General features: G+C 47.8%; 17 protein-coding genes and 2 tRNA genes. 7 read left to right on the top strand and 12 right to left on the bottom strand.

The features are described from left to right. On the bottom strand, window positions 1–168 hold the full coding sequence (locus tag N186_RS09690; RefSeq protein ID WP_020962444.1) for a hypothetical protein: 168 nt from the start codon (window positions 166–168) through the stop codon (window positions 1–3). Window positions 169–350: 182 nt separating this feature from the next. On the opposite strand from N186_RS09690, the gene N186_RS03775 reads away from it, so the two are divergent. Beyond that, a tRNA-Ser gene (locus N186_RS03775) sits at window positions 351–454 on the top strand. A 130-nt stretch (window positions 455–584) separates the two neighbouring features. On the opposite strand, the gene N186_RS03770 is transcribed toward N186_RS03775, so the two are convergent. The 3 genes from N186_RS03770 to N186_RS09685 all read right to left on the bottom strand — a co-directional run bounded on the left by N186_RS03770 (window position 585) and on the right by N186_RS09685 (window position 2,261). Beyond that, window positions 585–660: transfer RNA gene (locus tag N186_RS03770), tRNA-His, on the bottom strand. Window positions 661–742: 82 nt separating this feature from the next. Further along, entirely contained in the window at window positions 743–1,963 is a 1,221-nt protein-coding gene (locus tag N186_RS03765) for a hypothetical protein (protein ID WP_148682032.1), read from the bottom strand. A 148-nt stretch (window positions 1,964–2,111) separates the two neighbouring features. Next, window positions 2,112–2,261 (bottom strand): hypothetical protein, encoded by a 150-nt coding sequence (locus N186_RS09685; protein WP_187147055.1) that lies wholly within the window; start codon window positions 2,259–2,261, stop codon window positions 2,112–2,114. A 682-nt stretch (window positions 2,262–2,943) separates the two neighbouring features. On the opposite strand from N186_RS09685, the gene rsmA reads away from it, so the two are divergent. After that, window positions 2,944–3,756 (top strand): 16S rRNA (adenine(1518)-N(6)/adenine(1519)-N(6))-dimethyltransferase RsmA, encoded by an 813-nt coding sequence (rsmA, locus tag N186_RS03755; RefSeq protein ID WP_020962442.1) that lies wholly within the window; start codon window positions 2,944–2,946, stop codon window positions 3,754–3,756. On the opposite strand, the gene N186_RS03750 is transcribed toward rsmA, so the two are convergent. The 7 genes from N186_RS03750 to N186_RS03720 form a co-directional block, all read right to left on the bottom strand. Beyond that, window positions 3,736–4,008: a 50S ribosomal protein L37ae gene (locus N186_RS03750; RefSeq protein ID WP_020962441.1), complete on the bottom strand. Its 273-nt coding sequence runs from the start codon at window positions 4,006–4,008 to the stop codon at window positions 3,736–3,738. The genes rsmA and N186_RS03750 overlap by 21 nt on opposite strands. 53 nt (window positions 4,009–4,061) lie before the next feature. Continuing rightward, complete coding sequence (rrp42, locus tag N186_RS03745) at window positions 4,062–4,904, bottom strand: exosome complex protein Rrp42 (protein ID WP_020962440.1); 843 nt, start codon at window positions 4,902–4,904, stop codon at window positions 4,062–4,064. A 1-nt stretch (window position 4,905) separates the two neighbouring features. Next, window positions 4,906–5,640, bottom strand: a complete 735-nt coding sequence (rrp41, locus tag N186_RS03740; RefSeq protein ID WP_020962439.1) for an exosome complex exonuclease Rrp41 — start codon at window positions 5,638–5,640, stop codon at window positions 4,906–4,908. Then, window positions 5,637–6,335 (bottom strand): exosome complex RNA-binding protein Rrp4, encoded by a 699-nt coding sequence (gene rrp4, locus N186_RS03735; RefSeq protein ID WP_020962438.1) that lies wholly within the window; start codon window positions 6,333–6,335, stop codon window positions 5,637–5,639. The genes rrp41 and rrp4 overlap by 4 nt, the downstream gene beginning before the upstream one ends. Before the next feature lie 8 nt (window positions 6,336–6,343). Further along, on the bottom strand, window positions 6,344–7,051 hold the full coding sequence (locus N186_RS03730) for a ribosome assembly factor SBDS (protein ID WP_020962437.1): 708 nt from the start codon (window positions 7,049–7,051) through the stop codon (window positions 6,344–6,346). A gap of 74 nt (window positions 7,052–7,125) precedes the next feature. Continuing rightward, window positions 7,126–7,839: an archaeal proteasome endopeptidase complex subunit alpha gene (gene psmA / locus N186_RS03725; protein ID WP_020962436.1), complete on the bottom strand. Its 714-nt coding sequence runs from the start codon at window positions 7,837–7,839 to the stop codon at window positions 7,126–7,128. A 72-nt stretch (window positions 7,840–7,911) separates the two neighbouring features. Next, window positions 7,912–9,060 (bottom strand): RsmB/NOP family class I SAM-dependent RNA methyltransferase, encoded by a 1,149-nt coding sequence (locus N186_RS03720; RefSeq protein ID WP_020962435.1) that lies wholly within the window; start codon window positions 9,058–9,060, stop codon window positions 7,912–7,914. A 74-nt stretch (window positions 9,061–9,134) separates the two neighbouring features. Here N186_RS03720 and rpl7ae point away from each other — a divergent pair, with 74 nt between their 5' ends. The 5 genes from rpl7ae (at window position 9,135) to N186_RS03695 (ending at window position 14,793) form a co-directional block, all read left to right on the top strand. Further along, a complete protein-coding gene (gene rpl7ae, locus N186_RS03715; RefSeq protein WP_052885644.1) occupies window positions 9,135–9,515 on the top strand; it encodes a 50S ribosomal protein L7Ae in 381 nt (126 codons plus the stop codon). Between the two features lie 63 nt (window positions 9,516–9,578). Next, on the top strand, window positions 9,579–9,818 hold the full coding sequence (locus tag N186_RS03710) for a 30S ribosomal protein S28e (RefSeq protein WP_020962433.1): 240 nt from the start codon (window positions 9,579–9,581) through the stop codon (window positions 9,816–9,818). Between the two features lie 89 nt (window positions 9,819–9,907). Then, window positions 9,908–10,468, top strand: a complete 561-nt coding sequence (locus N186_RS03705; protein ID WP_148682030.1) for a DNA replication complex GINS family protein — start codon at window positions 9,908–9,910, stop codon at window positions 10,466–10,468. After that, window positions 10,461–12,551, top strand: a complete 2,091-nt coding sequence (gene mcm, locus N186_RS03700) for a minichromosome maintenance protein MCM (RefSeq protein WP_020962431.1) — start codon at window positions 10,461–10,463, stop codon at window positions 12,549–12,551. The genes N186_RS03705 and mcm overlap by 8 nt, the downstream gene beginning before the upstream one ends. Before the next feature lie 16 nt (window positions 12,552–12,567). Continuing rightward, window positions 12,568–14,793: a DEAD/DEAH box helicase gene (locus tag N186_RS03695; RefSeq protein WP_020962430.1), complete on the top strand. Its 2,226-nt coding sequence runs from the start codon at window positions 12,568–12,570 to the stop codon at window positions 14,791–14,793. A 77-nt stretch (window positions 14,794–14,870) separates the two neighbouring features. Here the strand turns inward: N186_RS03695 and infB are convergent, their stop codons facing one another. After that, window positions 14,871–16,712, bottom strand: coding sequence for a translation initiation factor IF-2 (infB, locus tag N186_RS03690; protein WP_020962429.1), 1,842 nt, complete (start codon window positions 16,710–16,712; stop codon window positions 14,871–14,873). Window positions 16,713–16,844: the final 132 nt, after the last annotated feature.

The following is a 16,844-nucleotide window of genomic DNA, read 5'->3' as shown; positions in this document are numbered from 1 at the left end:
CTAGGCCTGCACAGCCTCGGGAGCCTCCACGCCTAGAACAACATGGGGAGTATTCTCCTGGCACCTTGGACAATACAGATAAACCTTCTTAAACTCATAAAGATTAAAACCAAGGTCCAGTACCCTTTCAGACGAGCACTTCTCACACCTCAGCCTCCACTTCGACATATCACAACCACGCAAACAATCCATCACACACATATAAATAAATCTACAGCAGTCAGTGGCTGCTCACACGCTCACAACTCGCACCACTAAGAGTCATCATCCCAGGAACAAATGCCGAGAAACAAGTATTTTTACGTTACGCCCCAGTAAAATTAATATCTACTTGCAACCATTATTTCTTAGCCGGGGTGGCCGAGCGGACCAAGGCGGTGGACACCCCAAAAGCCACACTCGAGATCCACTACCCCAAAAGGGTGCCCGGGTTCAAATCCCGGCCCCGGCGCCATTCTACCTCTCATACACGCAAGAGAGTTCCAACAATAAAATAGGCGCTACAACTCCAGAAATGAAAACAATCAGAAAAATAGCTAGATTAGATGATTGATTCCCAAGGACATTTAATATAGAAGCAGAAGGGCCTCGGCCGGGATTCGAACCCGGGACCACCGGCTCCACAGGCCGGCGTGCTTCCAAAGGCTACACCACCGAGGCCTATAATCAAAAATAAGAAAGTTTTGAGGGATATTAAATTTTTCGTGTAGAGGGGTGGGTTTTCCGCGAGCCTAGGTAGCCTTTAGAGCTGTTTTCTGTATTTTTGTGCTATCTGATTGAGTGCATAGCGCCATTCTTGATTGTTTTCGGCTAGTCTTAGGACGGATGTTTGATCTAATTCGACAAAATAGTACGGACCACGTCCCTGATACTGCCACGTGCGCACTTTTGCCTGTAGGCCTACGTCTGCCAGGACTTTTGTCAGCTTTTCTGCTTCGCCGAGGTCTTTGAATAGTGTTCTTGCACTCAATTCTTTGTAAAAATATACAAGCCAGAAAGTGTGTCCTAGGAGTGTTGCGTATATTGGTTGCTTTCTAGGTTTAATCTTTTTCAGTGTTATCCATTTTTCGCTTTCTAGGAGGTCTAGCAGTTTTCCGTAGCCTGTATAGTACGCAGCTTGGAGTATTTCTGGGATAAGGTTTTTAGGCTTATATTCCTCGTCGTCTCCAACTGCATATAAGAGGTCGTGTTTGTGTCTCCTACCGTCGCCGAGGTACCAAGCCAGCAAGCCTAGTGGATGCCGTTTTGCTACTTGCTGTGCCTGTTTCTTTCCTTCACGCGTGGGCCACTGCTGGTTCCAGCTCTTTGCAGTTAACACCCAATGAATTGTCGGTCCACTCTTGTTAAAGTTCAGGTTTTTTAAATAAACCCTTAAGTAGCCGTATCTCACTGCTGTCCACGCGAATACTTGCCATTGCTGTGTTGTCCCCATCTTAGGTTTGTCTCCTTCATAGGATTCGTCGCTTGCCCGCCATCCTGCCTGTAGGTAGTAGAGGTCTTGGTCGGATACGTTGAGTATGTCTGGGAACTCGGCGTCGGCGCTTACCCTGTAGATTGGTAGGCTTATTAGCCATCTCTTATCCTCTACCATATGAGCACTGACATACCATTTTTCCCCTTCTGGCGTGACGTGAAGCGTCTTCTTAGCACATGGTCCTAGCTCGACTTTGACGTTGTTGCTTTCTAGGGCTTTCAATAGTTTCTGTAGCTTTGCCTCTGCTTGTGGGTATGCCTTGTCCAGCAGGTTGACGGCTTTCTCAGCAAAGTCTCGCAATGTGTCTGCCTTGTCTAGTGGGAGGTCGAATATGTCAACTATGGCTTCTGATGTCTTGTAGAAGTATTTTTTCTGCCCGCTGAACAGGTTGCCTAGCTGGCTTTGCGCTAGCTGTGTTCTACTGTATAGTTCTGCTAGTAGGTCGGTGGGGCCCGTCCGCCTTCCCTCGGGGCCTGTAGCCATATCCATGCCTGCTCACCCCGGAGCCTGGGATCCGGGGGCGCCCTGTGAGGGCGCGGAGGCATGGATCCGGCTAGGCCCCAGGGGCCGGCGGGACGGGCACATGTGTGGGTCTATGAGTGTTTTTGGACTGCCGTGTATAGTGAAGGCAAGGCATTCAGTAGCTGGCCCCTTTCCCCCTTCCCCTAGCCGCGCCTGTCAGGGTCTCCCGTGGCGAGGCGCGACCCTCATTGCCCAGAGCCGTGCAGGGTCCCCCATACACGGTTCGGGCGTCGAAGCCGCCCCCTGTTTTGGGGGCGCCACCCATATGAGGGTGGGGGCGGATCGGGGAAAAGGGGAAAGAAGAAAAAATGGAAAGGGGCCAGAAAAAAGACTCGTTTTTTGGCGGACGGGCTGCATGCTTTAGGCTACCCGGCCCTCTGCGGGCCCACCCCTAGCCATCTGCGTCCCCCCTACCCACGCCGAGCATACTCTAGCTGGGGGTCATCCCACGTGCTCGGCGTGTACACGCGGCCCCGAGGGGATGCATGTTGCCCAAGGGGCCCTAGACGATTGCCGCTGGTCACACGCCCACACAGTTGCGGGCTCGAGCGGCCAAACTCAAGAGAAAGTTACCGAATACATAAAACCCGGAAAAAGGGAACCCATTCGCCTAGACCACCTTTTATCTCAGATGTTTGGTGCTTCAATTGAGACAAGAATTAGTTTTGTCTACATTGACAGCTAAAGAGTTGCTGACATAAACCAATAAGTCTTCATTAGCATTCAGCTCATACTCTGAAAAATTCTCTTTAAAAATACAATCAATATAGTTTTAGAAAAATGTTTTATGAAAGGGAATGAGGTTGGATGATTCTTGTGGAGAGGGGTAGCCTCATTGTGGTTCCATGTATTATGAGGTTTTTCTTTTTGTTCGCGTTAACGTTTTTTATAGGTGGTTCTGATTGTTGTTTATAAAATGATGGTCTGGGGCTCTTGTGGCGCGTGGTATGCTTAGGGAGTATGTGTATGGATTGGCGGGTCTTGTTGGGGTGAGGAAGCGTCTTGGCCAGCATTTTTTGGTTGATGATTTGGTCGCTGAGAGGGTTGCGTCTCTGGTAGAGGACAGGGTTGTCTTTGAGGTTGGGAGTGGCTTGGGCAGTTTGACTCTCTATATGGCCAGAAAAGCGGAGTATATCTATGGCTGTGAAGTTGACAGGGTTTTTCTGGGGCTTTTGAAGCGTGAGCTGGAGAGGCGGGGTGTCGGCAATGTGGATCTTATGCTTTGTGATGCTACGTGTTTTGAGAATAGTTTGTCGAGGCATGTTGCAGTGTCGAACACTCCGTTTAACCTGTCGTCTGTTCTGATTGTTAGGCTGTGTTATGACCTTGGTCTGGAAGAGGCTTTTCTGGGGGTTCAGAAGGAGGTTGCTGACCGTGTTCTCGCTAGTGAGGGGTCGAGGAACTATGGCAGGCTCAGTGTTATAGCACGGCTGTGTTATGATGCCGAGAGGCTGTTTGATGTTTCCCCCTACTCTTTCTATCCTAGGCCCAAGGTTTACACGTCTTTTTTGAGGCTTGTGCCTAGGCGGGACAGGGACCTCAAAGAGGTGAGGGTTGTTGAGGAGTTTACTAAGAGGGTTTTTCCCTACATAAACAGGAAGATAGCCAGGGCGCTTGAATTTGGCCTGCAAGTGGACAGGAGAGCGACGAGGGAGCTTCTCGAAAATTGTAATATTTCAGAAGAGAAAAGGGTTAGGGAGCTGTCCCCGAGAGAAGTGGCCTGTCTAGCGAAAAAGTCGCTAGAGTCCCATTTGTTTTAGTTCTTCTGGTGTGAATGTTTTTCCAGCTTCTGTCTTTGGCAGCCAGGCCCCGCCAGCGAATTTGTAGCCGCATTTTTCGCAGTACCAGATGCCGACGCTGAGTCGCCTAACCGTGCCGACTGCTTGGCACCTTGGGCACCTGTGTTTGCCCTTCATTTTTCTCTCTATTGCTGCGACTTTTTTACGGAGTGTGGCTCCGTACCTTGCGCCAAAGCGTCCAGCTGGCCCGACGACTTTCGTGTGTTTACCCATAATTTACACCTTGGGGAGAGAAGGTCATCATTAATATAAATTTAGCGGTAGTGCTACGCTTGCTGAGCTTGCTTAGGCGTGTCTGCGAGGCCTACAGTTTTCTTGACGGCTTCAAAAAGTTGCTTCGAGGCATTTATCGCTAGGTCTCTTGCCTTGAGGACTTCTTCTGGCTTGAAGGATCCCTCGCCGCTCTTCTGTATTGCGCATATTTCTCCTTTCTCCGTTACTCCGAAGGTGATTTTTGCGTCGGCTGCAAGTTCTTCTTCGAGTGTAGGGTCGAGGATAAGGTATTCGTCTATCTTTGCGACGGTTACATAGATTACAAGATTGGTTACGGGTAGCGGGTCTTTTTCTTCTAAGACAGTTATCTTTCCATTGTCTACTGTGGTTTTTGGGACCTTTGTGTCTAGGAGTGCAAGGAGGGCAGCGAGGCCCGCCGCATCTATGATGTTTCCGTCGTGGTCTAAGGGGTATATGTCAATGTAGAGAGTCCAGACCTTCGTGCCCGGTATTATTACAAGTTTGGAGAGGTCTACGGTGCGGGCGCTTCGAAGGCCTCTGTCTATGACTCTTGCAAGCTCGATATCTTCTTCGCCTGGGGGCCCCCACTCGAAGAGCGGGGACGCTAGGGGTGATAGCTCGGCGTTTACTATTTGGACTCCTTCATTTGGCGTGTCAGGGAAGGGGTTGCCTATAGATAGTTTTACACCGGCGATAACCTGTGTGGATCCTATGTATACCCTGGCGGAGCCCTCGGCTTTGCCCACTATGCCTTTTTCCAGCCTTATTTCGCGGTACTGGTCGAATTTTCTCCCGTCTAGTCTCTCGCCCTTTGCTAGTGAGGCAAGTATAACGTCCCGCTTTATGGAGGGTAGATATATCCTTTCCTCAGACATTTTACTCACTCTCTTTTATCGCTTCATACTTTGATTTTAATGCTCGCACCTGCTCGGCATATATCTTTTGGATTGCCTTTTGTGCGAGCTTGATTGCTTCCTCTATTTGTTGGGGCGTATATACTCCGTCTGCTTGGAGAAGTGTTATTTCTCCCCTGCTCGGCATCATGGCTATCGGCATGTCTCCGTCTCCGAACTGGTCTTCTATGCCGTTTATGTCTAGGACTAGTATATCTCCTATTTTCCCGACGGCTATGGCGGCTACGAGGTCTCTCATCGAGATGCCTGCGTCTGCAAGTGCCACCGCCCCAGCTATTATGCTTGCTGTTCTTGTTCCGCCGTCTGCCTGAATAATGTTTATGTAGACCTCGATTGCTGTTCTCGGGTACTCCTGGAGGAAAATCGCCGGAGCAAGGGCCTCTCTAATAACTTTTGAAAGCTCCACTTCGCGTCTAGACGGCTGAGGACTCTTCCTTTCGTCCACCGAGAACGGCAACATAGTATATCTGCATCTGAAAACCGCGCGGTCAGGCAGTGCCTCGTGCCTTGGCACGACTTCTCTTGGGCCATATGCCGCGGCTATGACCTTGTTGTTGCCTAGCTCTACGTATGCCGAGCCGTCTGCGTTCTTGAGCACCCCGGCCTCTATGCGTAGCGGCCGCATCTCGTCTGGGAGTCGCCCATCGATTCTTCTTCCATTTTCATCTATTAGTCTTTCTGGTGGAGTCTTCTTCATGTTCTCAACCTCTCTTCTATAAACTTCTTAATACGATCTGTTAATCCAGTGGTATGAGCCTCTGACTCGATTTTTCTGATTGTTAACACGGCTAGTTCAACCTTGTATGGGTCTTCTCCAACTATAACTATTCTACCGTTCTGACCAACTATGAGCTCGACGCCGAGCATTTCTTTTATCATTGAGATCATTGAGCCTTTTTTCCCGATTATTCTCGGTATTTTCTGTGGAGGTATCTCGACGAGGACGCCACGTGGTATCTTGCCAAGCTTAGACTCCTTAATTGTGAGCACAGGGTCCTTGTTTAAATCAAACGAGACTATTTTCGCCAGTATCAGGTCTCCAACGTCAAGTATCTTGGAGAGGTCTGTCCTAGAGATTGTTACAGGCTTGCTTGTAACCTCGGAAACAGGCAAGACAGCTGTGTATGGAGAATTTATGTCAACGTCCCAGCTAGTGAAGCCAACGTCAATGATTTTTCCTATAACTGTGTGACCCTCGACAGGGAAATATTTTCCCTTCAGGGGTATTACTCTAAGAACCTTTGCGTCCTCGTTTATTGTTACGACTCCTAGCACCTTTGAATAGTATTTTTTCCCAATCCTGAAGACGTGTCCCTCTATCTTTATTTTTCCCTGTTCACCAATTGCTTCTCCTGGCACCACTATTTGTCTATCCTTAACATATATCGGCATAGTGACACCTATACGCTTTCTGTTTTAAGTAGTTTTACTTCGCCGTTTCCTTTTGTCAGAGAGGCGACTCTCTCTATTAGAGTTGTCTGCATCCCTGCGGGTATCTCTATTTCCAGCTGTAGCGAGCCGTCGCTAAGATAGTTCTCACGTAGAACCTTGCCCATTTTGCCAATGGTGCTGTAGGTTTTACCCACGTAGGCTGCTGGAATATGAACAGCCATTATGGCGCGCATCATCTTCATTGGTAGTATCATTCTTAGGGCCTTAACGACGTCGGGGAGCTGTTGCTCGACGGGTTTGAATGGATCTATATTTACCCGTGCCTCCTCAAGTGCTAGCTCTATCCTTTTGACGGGGATAGGTGCGTTTGTCCTAGGGTCGACAGCGTTACGGGAAATAGCCTCGATGATCTGTCTCTTTTTCTGCTCAATTAGTTCCCGTCTCTGCTCAGTTGTAAGAAGCAGTTCACCGTTCTTTAGGATAGTCTCGGCAATAGCATATATGTCCTCTGTTCCAAAGATTTTCTTCAGCTCTGCCTCTGAAGCTTTAAGGCCCCTATTTGCATCGTAATAGATGAATTCTCCCTCTATTATTTCTTTAATATTGATATGTTCACCGTTCTTGTATTTCCAGGCTTTTTCAACATCCACAAATATCTCGTACCGCTTTCCTCCCTTCTCAAGCCTTGCTATACTAAGCTTCTTCTTGCTCGACATGTTTCACGCCTGAAAGAATAATTCAAAAACCAATATTTAAAAAAACCGTAGATGAATAGCGCGCTACTCAAAATTTAGAGCTTTTTCATTAGCTCGGCGACTTCGTTAACGCTGAGTATTTTGAATTCCTTGCTGTATACATCTATCTTGGCAAGCTCTATGTTTTCTGGAGAAAATCCCTCCTCCATAGAGTCTCTTAGGGCCTTTAGAGCCAGTATAAGTGCCTCGTCGACCTTGATGTCTTCGCGGTACTCCTTCATAAATAGGTCTGTTGCTTTCTGGGCACCTATACCGATTGCCCTCGCCTTGCACCTCAGGTAAGTGCCTCCAGGGTCCGTCTGTACGAGGTGTGGTCCAGCCCTATCGACGCCTGCGAATAGGAATGCTACACCGAACGGTCTAACTCCGCCGTGCTGGGTGTAGACCTGCTTTATGTCGCATATCCTCTTTACGAGTAGCTCGATGGGTATTGGCTCCCCATAAACGAGCCTGTGAGACTGTGCGTATACCCTAGCCTGGTCGATCAAGACGCGTGCATCACCAAAGAGTCCTGCAAATGCTACTCCTACATGAGTGTCTATTTTCTTGATTTTCTCGGTACCCTCGATCAATGGGGAGGAGCTTCTCTTCTCGACTGCTAGAACGACGCCGTCTACGGCTTTTACTCCAAGCGCAGTCATTCCCCTCTTGACGGCTTCAAATGCATACTCAACTTGGTAGAGTCTGCCTTCAGGGCTGAAAATTGTTATAGCTCTATCGTATCCAGCCATAGGTGCAGCTGGGAACATTTATTTCACCTGTCTCTAAGAACGTCAAGCCACTTATTTAAGCTTTTTAGCATGTATTTGGCATGAGGTGTGTCACTTTTTTACTAAGATGCTTATGAAGAATCCAGGTGTATCGTGGAGATGGGGATCAAACTGGAGACCAGGGATGCCTAGGAGCGGTGTCTTGATGTTTGGAAAAGAGATTGGGACGGGCTTGAGCCTGAAATCGCTGAAAGCATGGACGACGTTGAGCTCGTTCTCCAGTGGAGAAAAAGTACAAGTGGTATAGAGTAGTTTTCCGCCTCTACGTAGAACATTGACTGCTTCTCTTATAAACTGTCTCTGGTAGTTTGCAAGCTTGACTATGTCCTGGTAGGAACGGTCATAGTAGAGTTTAGGTCTCACGCCAAGAGCACTACAAGGAGGGTCAAGTATCACGGCATCTACGCTCTCCTTCCCAAGAACCTCCGAGATATATCTGCTGTCATATACTACGCCCTTGATAATGTTTATCCCAAGCCTCTTCGCATTCTCCAGGACTATATCTACCTTTGACTTCGAGCGGTCGACGGCAATTATTTCTCCAGTGTTTTCCATTAATTGGGCTGCATGGGTGGACTTTCCCCCCGGGCTACTGCACATGTCCAGAATTGTTTCTCCGGGCTTAGGGTCAAGTAGCCTCACGGCGACCATGCTGGGCAGCGACTGGTGATAGATATGTCCAGAGAGGAAATATGAAGTATCTCGGAGCGACTGGGCCTTGTATACAGACCTTGTCACTCGTACGGCTAGCCCTCTTCTCTTCGAAAAAATCTCGTCGGGCTCCATCTCGAGTATTCCCTCTGCTACAAGTATACCGTTAGGAGAAATGACCGATACGTAGTCCCCCTTTTCGGCATTCTCTACCTTGTAGACCCCTGGAGCAAAAACGTTGGCGCCCACGTAAACGCTTTCGGCAGTGTGTTTATCCACATATACAACCTTGTCTAGTCTTCTTATCTCGAAAGGGCCCTCCACGGGCACAAAGAGCGCTTCTGGAACATGTGCATGCTGATAAACATTTACGCCCTGACTACGTAGCTCATGCAACAAGTCTTCTGGCTTAGTCTTCAGTGTGTTGACCCTGAAAAAATAGCGGGTGCCAGGCGTAGTTACACTTTCAAGTAGCTTCTCAGCATATTTTCTGCCAAGATACCTGGCAAGATATGCTATGATATCTTCTCTGAAGACCGTGGACGACACTGTGCAAATATAGAATCAAAAAATATTTAAGCTGGTTAATTGACAACACGGTGAATGAGCGAGGAGTGAGCGATATGTCGAAAAAACCGTTTTATGTAAAGTTTGAAGTGCCCCCAGAGCTTGCCGAAAAAGCCTACCAAGCACTCCAAGTGGCAAGGGAAAAAGGAAAAATAAAGAAAGGAACAAATGAAACAACAAAAGCGGTCGAGAGGGGACAAGCACAGCTCGTCCTAATAGCTACTGACGTTGACCCGCCAGAGGTTGTTGCCCACCTGCCCCTACTGTGCGAGGAGAAAAAGGTTCCCTACATCTATGTCCCAAGCAAGGAAAGGCTAGGAAAGGCAGCCGGAATAAACGTTGCCGCCGCCGCTGCGGCCATAATTGAGCCAGGAGAAGCAGCAAGTCTAGTAAACGAGATCATAAAGGAGCTATCAACACTAAAGATAAAACAGTAGATCTTAGGAAAAGAATACTTTCAATCAAAAACTTTTTATTTTGTTGTTTATTGGTGAATTCATATGAGTACGCATGGCTCTCAACCGGCGGATAAATTTAGCGACGCCTTCCCAGCGGAAGTAGTCCAGATTATAGGCAGGACTGGGATCACTGGAGAAGTCACACAGGTAAGGGTCCGAGTATTAGAGGGCAGAGACAAGGGCAGGATACTAACAAGAAACGTCAGGGGCCCAGTCAGGATTGGCGACATTGTGTTGCTTAGGGAGACCGAGAGAGAAGCAAGAAAGATTAGTACGCGTTAGAATGTCTTTTGTCTTATCTTTGTATTACGTTTTTACTTTCACTGTTATCTAGTAGAAAACCTCAAAGAAACACAATTGCCTAATACTAAATGATGATAGATAAACTGGCGGGCACCCTGCTCTACTACGATGCAGAGGTAGATGTCGAAGTAGTACAAAACGACGTAGTTGTGCTTCCAGGCGGACTACAGATACAGCTCCAAAAGGGGACAAAAGTCAAATTACCGTTCATCATTGCTAAGGAGCTCGAGGCAAAGGGCAGTGTAAAATATGACGAGGGGAAGCTACTCGACCTCTCAGCAGTGCGTAAGCAGACCTGGATCGAGGAAAAGTCTGAGGGCCTCTCTTCTCTAGACGACAATTTTTACCTGAAGCTTAAAATCTACTTTTATCTGCTAAAAAGAAAGGCGGCTTCGGGAGACGCGGCCGCCCAAGGCATGCTGGAAAAGACACGCATCGCGTTTCTTGATCTCTTGAGGTTACGGCTCACAAAAATAGTTAGACTTGCTGCTTCGCATCCAGAGATAAGCAGAGAGTTTATGGAGTCCATGACGAAAGAGGAGCAGATACTCTACACGTCTCTATGCAAGTCTATAAATGAGTGGACCCAGTCGATGAAAATGTTCGTAATGGAGGATCAACATGTCTAGCCAAGTAGTTGTCCAAAGTCTTCCACTCGTTGAGAGGATAACAGAGTTCCTTAAGGGTTTCACGGTTAATGGCAGGGAAAAGTACAGGGAAGCTATCCGCAGGATGAGTATAGAGCGTAGTATTTCACTTGTTATTGATTTTGAGGATCTATTGTCGTTTGATAAGGAATTAGCTGATTATCTATTAGAAAAGCCCCACGAGTTTATTGAGGCCGCCTCAAAAGCTGTCCGCGAGGTTCTAGAAATAGAGGTTCCAGAGTACGCGAAAGAGGTAGAGACAGTCCACGCGAGGCTCTCAAAGCTTCCTGAGAATGTTCACGTCAAGATACGGGACGTGAGGGCGCGGCACCTAGGCAAGCTAATAGCTATTGAGGGGATAGTAACAAAGATTTCTCCTGTAAAACAGGAACTTATCGAGGGGGTTTTTAAATGTAAAACATGTGGAACCGAGATACGTGTTCCACAGGAGGGGGAGGGCCTCGTCAAACCAACTGTTTGCCCAGTATGCTCTGAGAATGGACAAAAGTCTGCGGGCTTTGTTCTTTTACCGGAGAAGAGCAAGTTCATTGATTTGCAGAAATTTGTGCTGCAGGAGAAGCCCGAGGAACTACCTCCGGGACAGCTCCCCCGTTCTATAGAGGTTCTAGTAAAGGAAGACCTAGTGGACCTAGTGAGGCCGGGCGACAGGGCGACTGTTATTGGCTTCCTAAAGATGGAGGAGGACAAGAAGCTAGTGAGAAATGCCCCGCCAATTTTCCACATGTATCTCGAGGCCAATTATATAGATATACGTGCAAAGGAGAACCTAGACGTAGAGATAACGCCTGAAGATGAAAAAGCAATTCTAGAGCTTAGCAGGAGAAGCGACCTGGAGGACGTCATTGTCAATTCTATTGCACCATCTATATATGGCTATAGGGAGATAAAGACTGCAATAGCGCTTCTCCTGTTTGGAGGAGTCCCGAAGGTTCATCCCGACGGGATAAGGGTCAGAGGCGACATACATATACTCTTGATTGGTGACCCGGGCACCGCCAAAAGCCAGTTGTTGAGGTATGTTTCGACGATAGCCCCTAGGGGGCTCTACACCTCTGGAAAGGGCGCATCCGCGGCTGGTTTGACGGCTGCGGTTGTCAAAGAGAAGAGTAGCGGCGAGTTCTACCTTGAGGCTGGAGCCCTTGTCTTGGCAGATGGCGGTATCGCGTGTATAGACGAGTTCGACAAGATGGAGACCAAGGACAGGGTGAGCATACATGAAGCAATGGAGCAACAAACGGTGAGCATAGCTAAAGCTGGAATAGTCGCTACGCTAAATGCACGTACATCTATACTTGCTGCTGCGAACCCTGTGTTTGGTAGATATATTGCAGGTAGAAACATTTCAGAGAACATTGATCTACCAGTAACTATACTCTCGAGGTTTGACCTTATATTTGTCATACGTGATATTCCTAACGCCGACCGAGACAAGGAACTGGCCCAATACGTAGTGGATTTCCACGGAGAAACATATCCAGCAACGCTGGAAAATGTTCTCAATGCACAGCTTCTGAAGAAGTATATAGCCTATGCAAGGAAACATGTAAGACCAAAGCTCTCCCCTGAAGCAAAGAACAAGATTGTCGAGTACTATGTGAACATGAGGTCTAAAAGTGAGGACCCAAATTCTCCAATCGCTATCACGCCGCGCCAGCTAGAGGCACTTATCAGGCTGTCCGAGGCACATGCCAGGATGCATTTAAGGGAGGTTGTTACTGCAAAGGATGCTGAGGTAGCCATTAGTCTCATGGAATACTTTTTGAGAAACGTGGGCATCGATACTCAGACAAAGACAATAGACATCGACACAATTATGACTGGACAGCCAAAGTCCCAGCGCGAAAAGATGCTTGCAATAATAGATATAATTAAGAGCCTTGTCAGAGAAAACAATGGTGAACCCGTGAGTATTGAAGACGTTATTGCAGCCGCTAGTGAGAAGGGCATAGAGGAGAGTTTTGTGAGGAAGACAGTAGACAAGTTGCTAGAAAACGGAGAGATAATGATGCCTAAACAGGGCTATATAACTGTCGTGTCTCTCTAGCGGATCTGTGGTATTCATGGAGTACACGCCTGCACGTCAGGTTTTGTCGAAATATTTTTCCCAAGAGATTATTAGTAAGCTGGAAGAGGAGGGCGTAAAGTCCCTCTACCCTACACAGCTACTAGCGATAAAAAATGGTGTTCTAGACGGCGAAAATATCGTTCTAAGCGCGCCGACGGCCTCTGGCAAAACACTCGTGGCTGGGCTGGCTGCATTGAAGCACCTAGAGGAAGGAGGAAAGGTTCTATACCTGGTTCCCCTGAGGGCTTTGGCGTCCGAAAAATACAAAGAATTCAAAAAGTTTTTTGGAGCCTTCGGGTACAAGACCGTTCTCAGCACGGGGGATTATGACTCTGCCGATCCAGCACTGGGCAAGTACGACGTTATCGTTACCACTAACGAAAAAGCCGACAGCCTCATGCGTCACAGTGCTCCATGGTTTCCCAGCCTAACGCTTATAGTTGCCGACGAGATACACCTATTGGGAACAGAGAAGCGTGGAGCAACGCTAGAAGTGTTGCTGACACGTATACTCATGTCTGAAGATACCCCGCAACTTCTGGGGCTTAGCGCGACAATTGGAAACCTAGAAGACGTAGCTAGATGGCTCCATGCCAAACCTGTGAAAGTAGACTGGCGGCCTGTTGTTCTGAGAGAAGGTGTATACTACGACGAAAACATTTTCTTCGCTGACGGCTCTACGCGGAGGATAGACAGCCTGGGAAACAGTGTTCTCAGTCTCACATATGACACATTGAGAGAGTCTGGACAAGTCTTGATTTTTTCTCCGACAAGGAGGGCGGCAGTTGCAGAGGCGAAAAAAGTTGCAAATATATCGAGAAAATTTGTAGCGGAAGGATCTAAAAGGGTTCTTCAAGAAGCGTCAAGAAAGCTAGTGTCGCTACATGCCGATAAACTTACACATGAGCTCGCAGAGTTGTTGCTCAGGGGTGTCGCTTTCCACCACGCGGGTTTATCGGGTGACGCGCGTGAAATAGTTGAGGATCTCTTTAGGGCTGGCCACATAAAGGCAGTTGTTGCAACTCCCACCCTTGCGGCAGGCGTGAATCTACCGGCGAGAAGGGTTGTCATCACCGATTACAGGAGATACAATGTTGAGCTGGGCTACCAAGAGAGTATCCCAGTTATGGAGTATAAGCAGATGGCTGGTAGGGCTGGTAGACCAAAGTTCGACAAAGAGGGTGAAGCCATACTTATAGCGAGGAGCTTCGAGGAGGTAGAATACTTGTTCAAGAAGTATATCTATGCTGAGCCAGAGAATCTACAGTCACAGCTGGGTTCCGAGCCTGTCTTAAGGTCTCAGCTACTAGCGGTTATCTCCACTGATGAGAAAATAAGAAGCATGGATATGCTAGAGAAATTTCTAGGCAGAACATTTTTCGCACAGAGATACGGAACATTTGGTATCCTCCCGCTTGCAAGGAAAAACCTAGAGAAACTTATCGCCGGTGGACTTATAGAGGAAAAGAACGGAGTCCTTAATCCTACTTTTCTAGGGAAAAGGATTGCCGAGCTATACATTGATCCGGATACAGCCCTCGAAGGTATAAGACTCTTCAAAGAGCATGAAAGCCTGGAGGTGTTGGGCTACCTCTTCCTTGTATCTAAAACTCCGGACATGACGACTATAGGTGTAAGGCGAGGTGACTATGAGTATCTAGAAGAAGTCCTTGAGGATAGAGGAAGAGAGATTCCATACCAGGTTCCTCAGGACGAGATAGAGTATGAGTTCTTCCTTTCATACCTCAAGACAGCCCTCTTGCTCGAGGACTGGATAAATGAGGTTCCAGAAGACAGCATCGTAGAGAAGTATGACGTGGGCCCAGGAGACATATACTCATTGACGCAGACAGCCGAATGGATATCTTTTTCTCTTTCCCAGATAGCGGAGATTCTAGGCTTCCATGAGCACTCGGTGAAACTAAGCATTTTAAGCAAGAGAATAGCGCATGGGGTAAAAGAAGAACTACTTGAACTCGTGGCGCTGAAGGGCATAGGCAGGGTAAGGGCCAGGAAGCTGTACGAGCATGGCTATAGGTCGATATATGACCTAGCGGTTGCAGACGAGAAGGAGCTGTTGCGTATACCGGGCTTTGGGCCGGCACTCGTAAAGGCAATAAAACAGCAACTGAAGAGCCCAGTAGAGAGCCAGGAAGAGGTGGAGGGGGAAAGACTAGAAGAAGCTGAACAGATAAACCTCGAGGAATATTTCGGTGTTTGAGAAAAATTTTTACTCAGGGGTACTCCTGCTCCTCATTTAGTGTCGGAAGGCGTTTTTTCATCATCGCCCTTGGAACGTTAGGGGTACTCTATTGAGCTACTAAGCCCCATTTTAAATCTTAACAGTTTCTTTAAATAGTTTCTCTCGTTTTCTGTAAGATACTTGTCATATTTTTCCAACAGGGTGTTTATCTGATCCAGAGGTATATCCGAGTAGAGATAGTCTCCCTCGTTGACTTGTCTCCCAACCATCGCTTTGCTTCTGATCGAGATGGCTACCTCTGCCCCCTCAGAGGCGTATTCTAGCACGTTTTCATGTTCACGGATCTGCATTATCTCTCCTATCTCCTTACCTGTTTTAGTTATAAGAGGGACGCCGCTACGGATACGCCCAGTAATTACTTTAACCCCTACTATTATGGGGTCTCTTCTCCTAAAAACGTAGCCCGGCAGTATCTGTACAACAGCTGGAGGCGTTAGTTTCTGGAACGCGGCTTTTATGGCTTGTTCTCTCTGGGCCTGGTGCCATGCCTGGAAATCTTCTACCAGTCTATACATTATGTTTCCCCAAAAGATTGGTATACCGTTCATTGCGGCCTCTTCTTTGGCTTCGGGAAGAATCTTCACGTTGAAGGCGAGAATTGCGGCATAGAGCGGGTCTTTTTCCTTGACCATTAATGCGTGCACCAAGTCGCGACGAGCGACGGGGCCAATGTCTGCTACACGTATAGGTATATTGTTCTTCTTCAAGAATCCAATTAGTGCCTCCAGGGTCCCCAGCGTGTCAGCTTTTACAACAACGCCTACAACGTCTTTTTCGAACTTTACTCCTTTTATTTCTTCTTCTACGAGCTTGCTGAATTTCTCGATCTCAGACTCGTTTGTGACAACGTAGAGAGGTGCGCCTGCTATCGCTTCTTCAAGCCCCTCGGCTACAAGTTTGACACCGGCGGCGGCTACAACCTCTTTTACTTCTTGGAACTTGTCTTCTGGCGACCGCATTTCGTCCAGTGGCTTAGGCATTAAAAGGGATCTCACCCTTGTAACTATTGGACCATTTAGACCGCCAGTTACAACTAGGTCTCCGCGCTTTATAACTCCATCATATAGAATCAGCGTTGCAGTGGTGCCTAGCCCGACTTCTTCCTTTAGCTCGAGCAGTACGCCCCTGCCAGAACTAATCTTTGTCTCGAGTCTCTTTTTCAAGTATCTCTGGGCGAGCCCAGCTAAGACAAGCATCAAGTCAGGGACGCCTTCCCCAGTCAGGGCGCTGAGAGGCACTAGTGCGAGAACCTTTGTAAAGTCGCGGACACGGTCATATCTGTCTGCGCGGAAGCCAAGGGAATTAAACTGCTGTATAATGTAGCTTAGAAATTCCTCCAGCCTAAACTGTACAGAAGGCTCCTGTTTTTGGAAAGACTCTATGAAGGGTTTATCCGGAAAACTTTTCCAGCCAGGGATCCTGTCAATCTTGTTGACTGCTACAACGAATGGGACTTTCCGTTCGCGCAGAATATCTATTGCTTCGAATGTCTGTTGCTCTAGGCCACGTTGCACGTCAACAACCAGAATCGCTATGTCCGCAATGCTGCCCCCGCGTTTCCTAAGGTTCGAGAATGCCTCGTGCCCAGGCGTATCTATCACTAAGAAGCCAGGAATAATGATCTCTGCTTTGATCCTGTTTAGCAGGTCTCCACAAATACTTTCCAGCGCCTTCCATGGCAGAAAAGATGCTCCAATATGCTGTGTCATTGTTCCGGGCTCACGCTTTGCCACAGCTGTCCCCCTTATCTTGTCTAAAAGAGTAGTTTTCCCGGCGTCAACGTGTCCTAGGACAACTACAATTGGCGACCGAATAAAGGTTTGAGACTGTTGTTCGGATTTTGCCTCTGAATTTTGGATGCCAGCCTCGCTAGACATAACTTTCCCTGTGCGAGTTTCGGTGCAGACGTTTATAACTATTATTGTGCCACGGGTCTACGACTGGCACAAGGTGAAAACTAGGTATAGAAACAGAGACGTGTAACAAAATTATATCTATTGGAGCTACAA

Source organism: Thermofilum adornatum (genome assembly GCF_000446015.1).
In the GTDB taxonomy this organism is placed as follows: Archaea; Thermoproteota; Thermoprotei; order Thermofilales; family Thermofilaceae; genus Thermofilum; species Thermofilum adornatum.
This window is presented reverse-complemented; position numbering and strand designations above follow the sequence as displayed.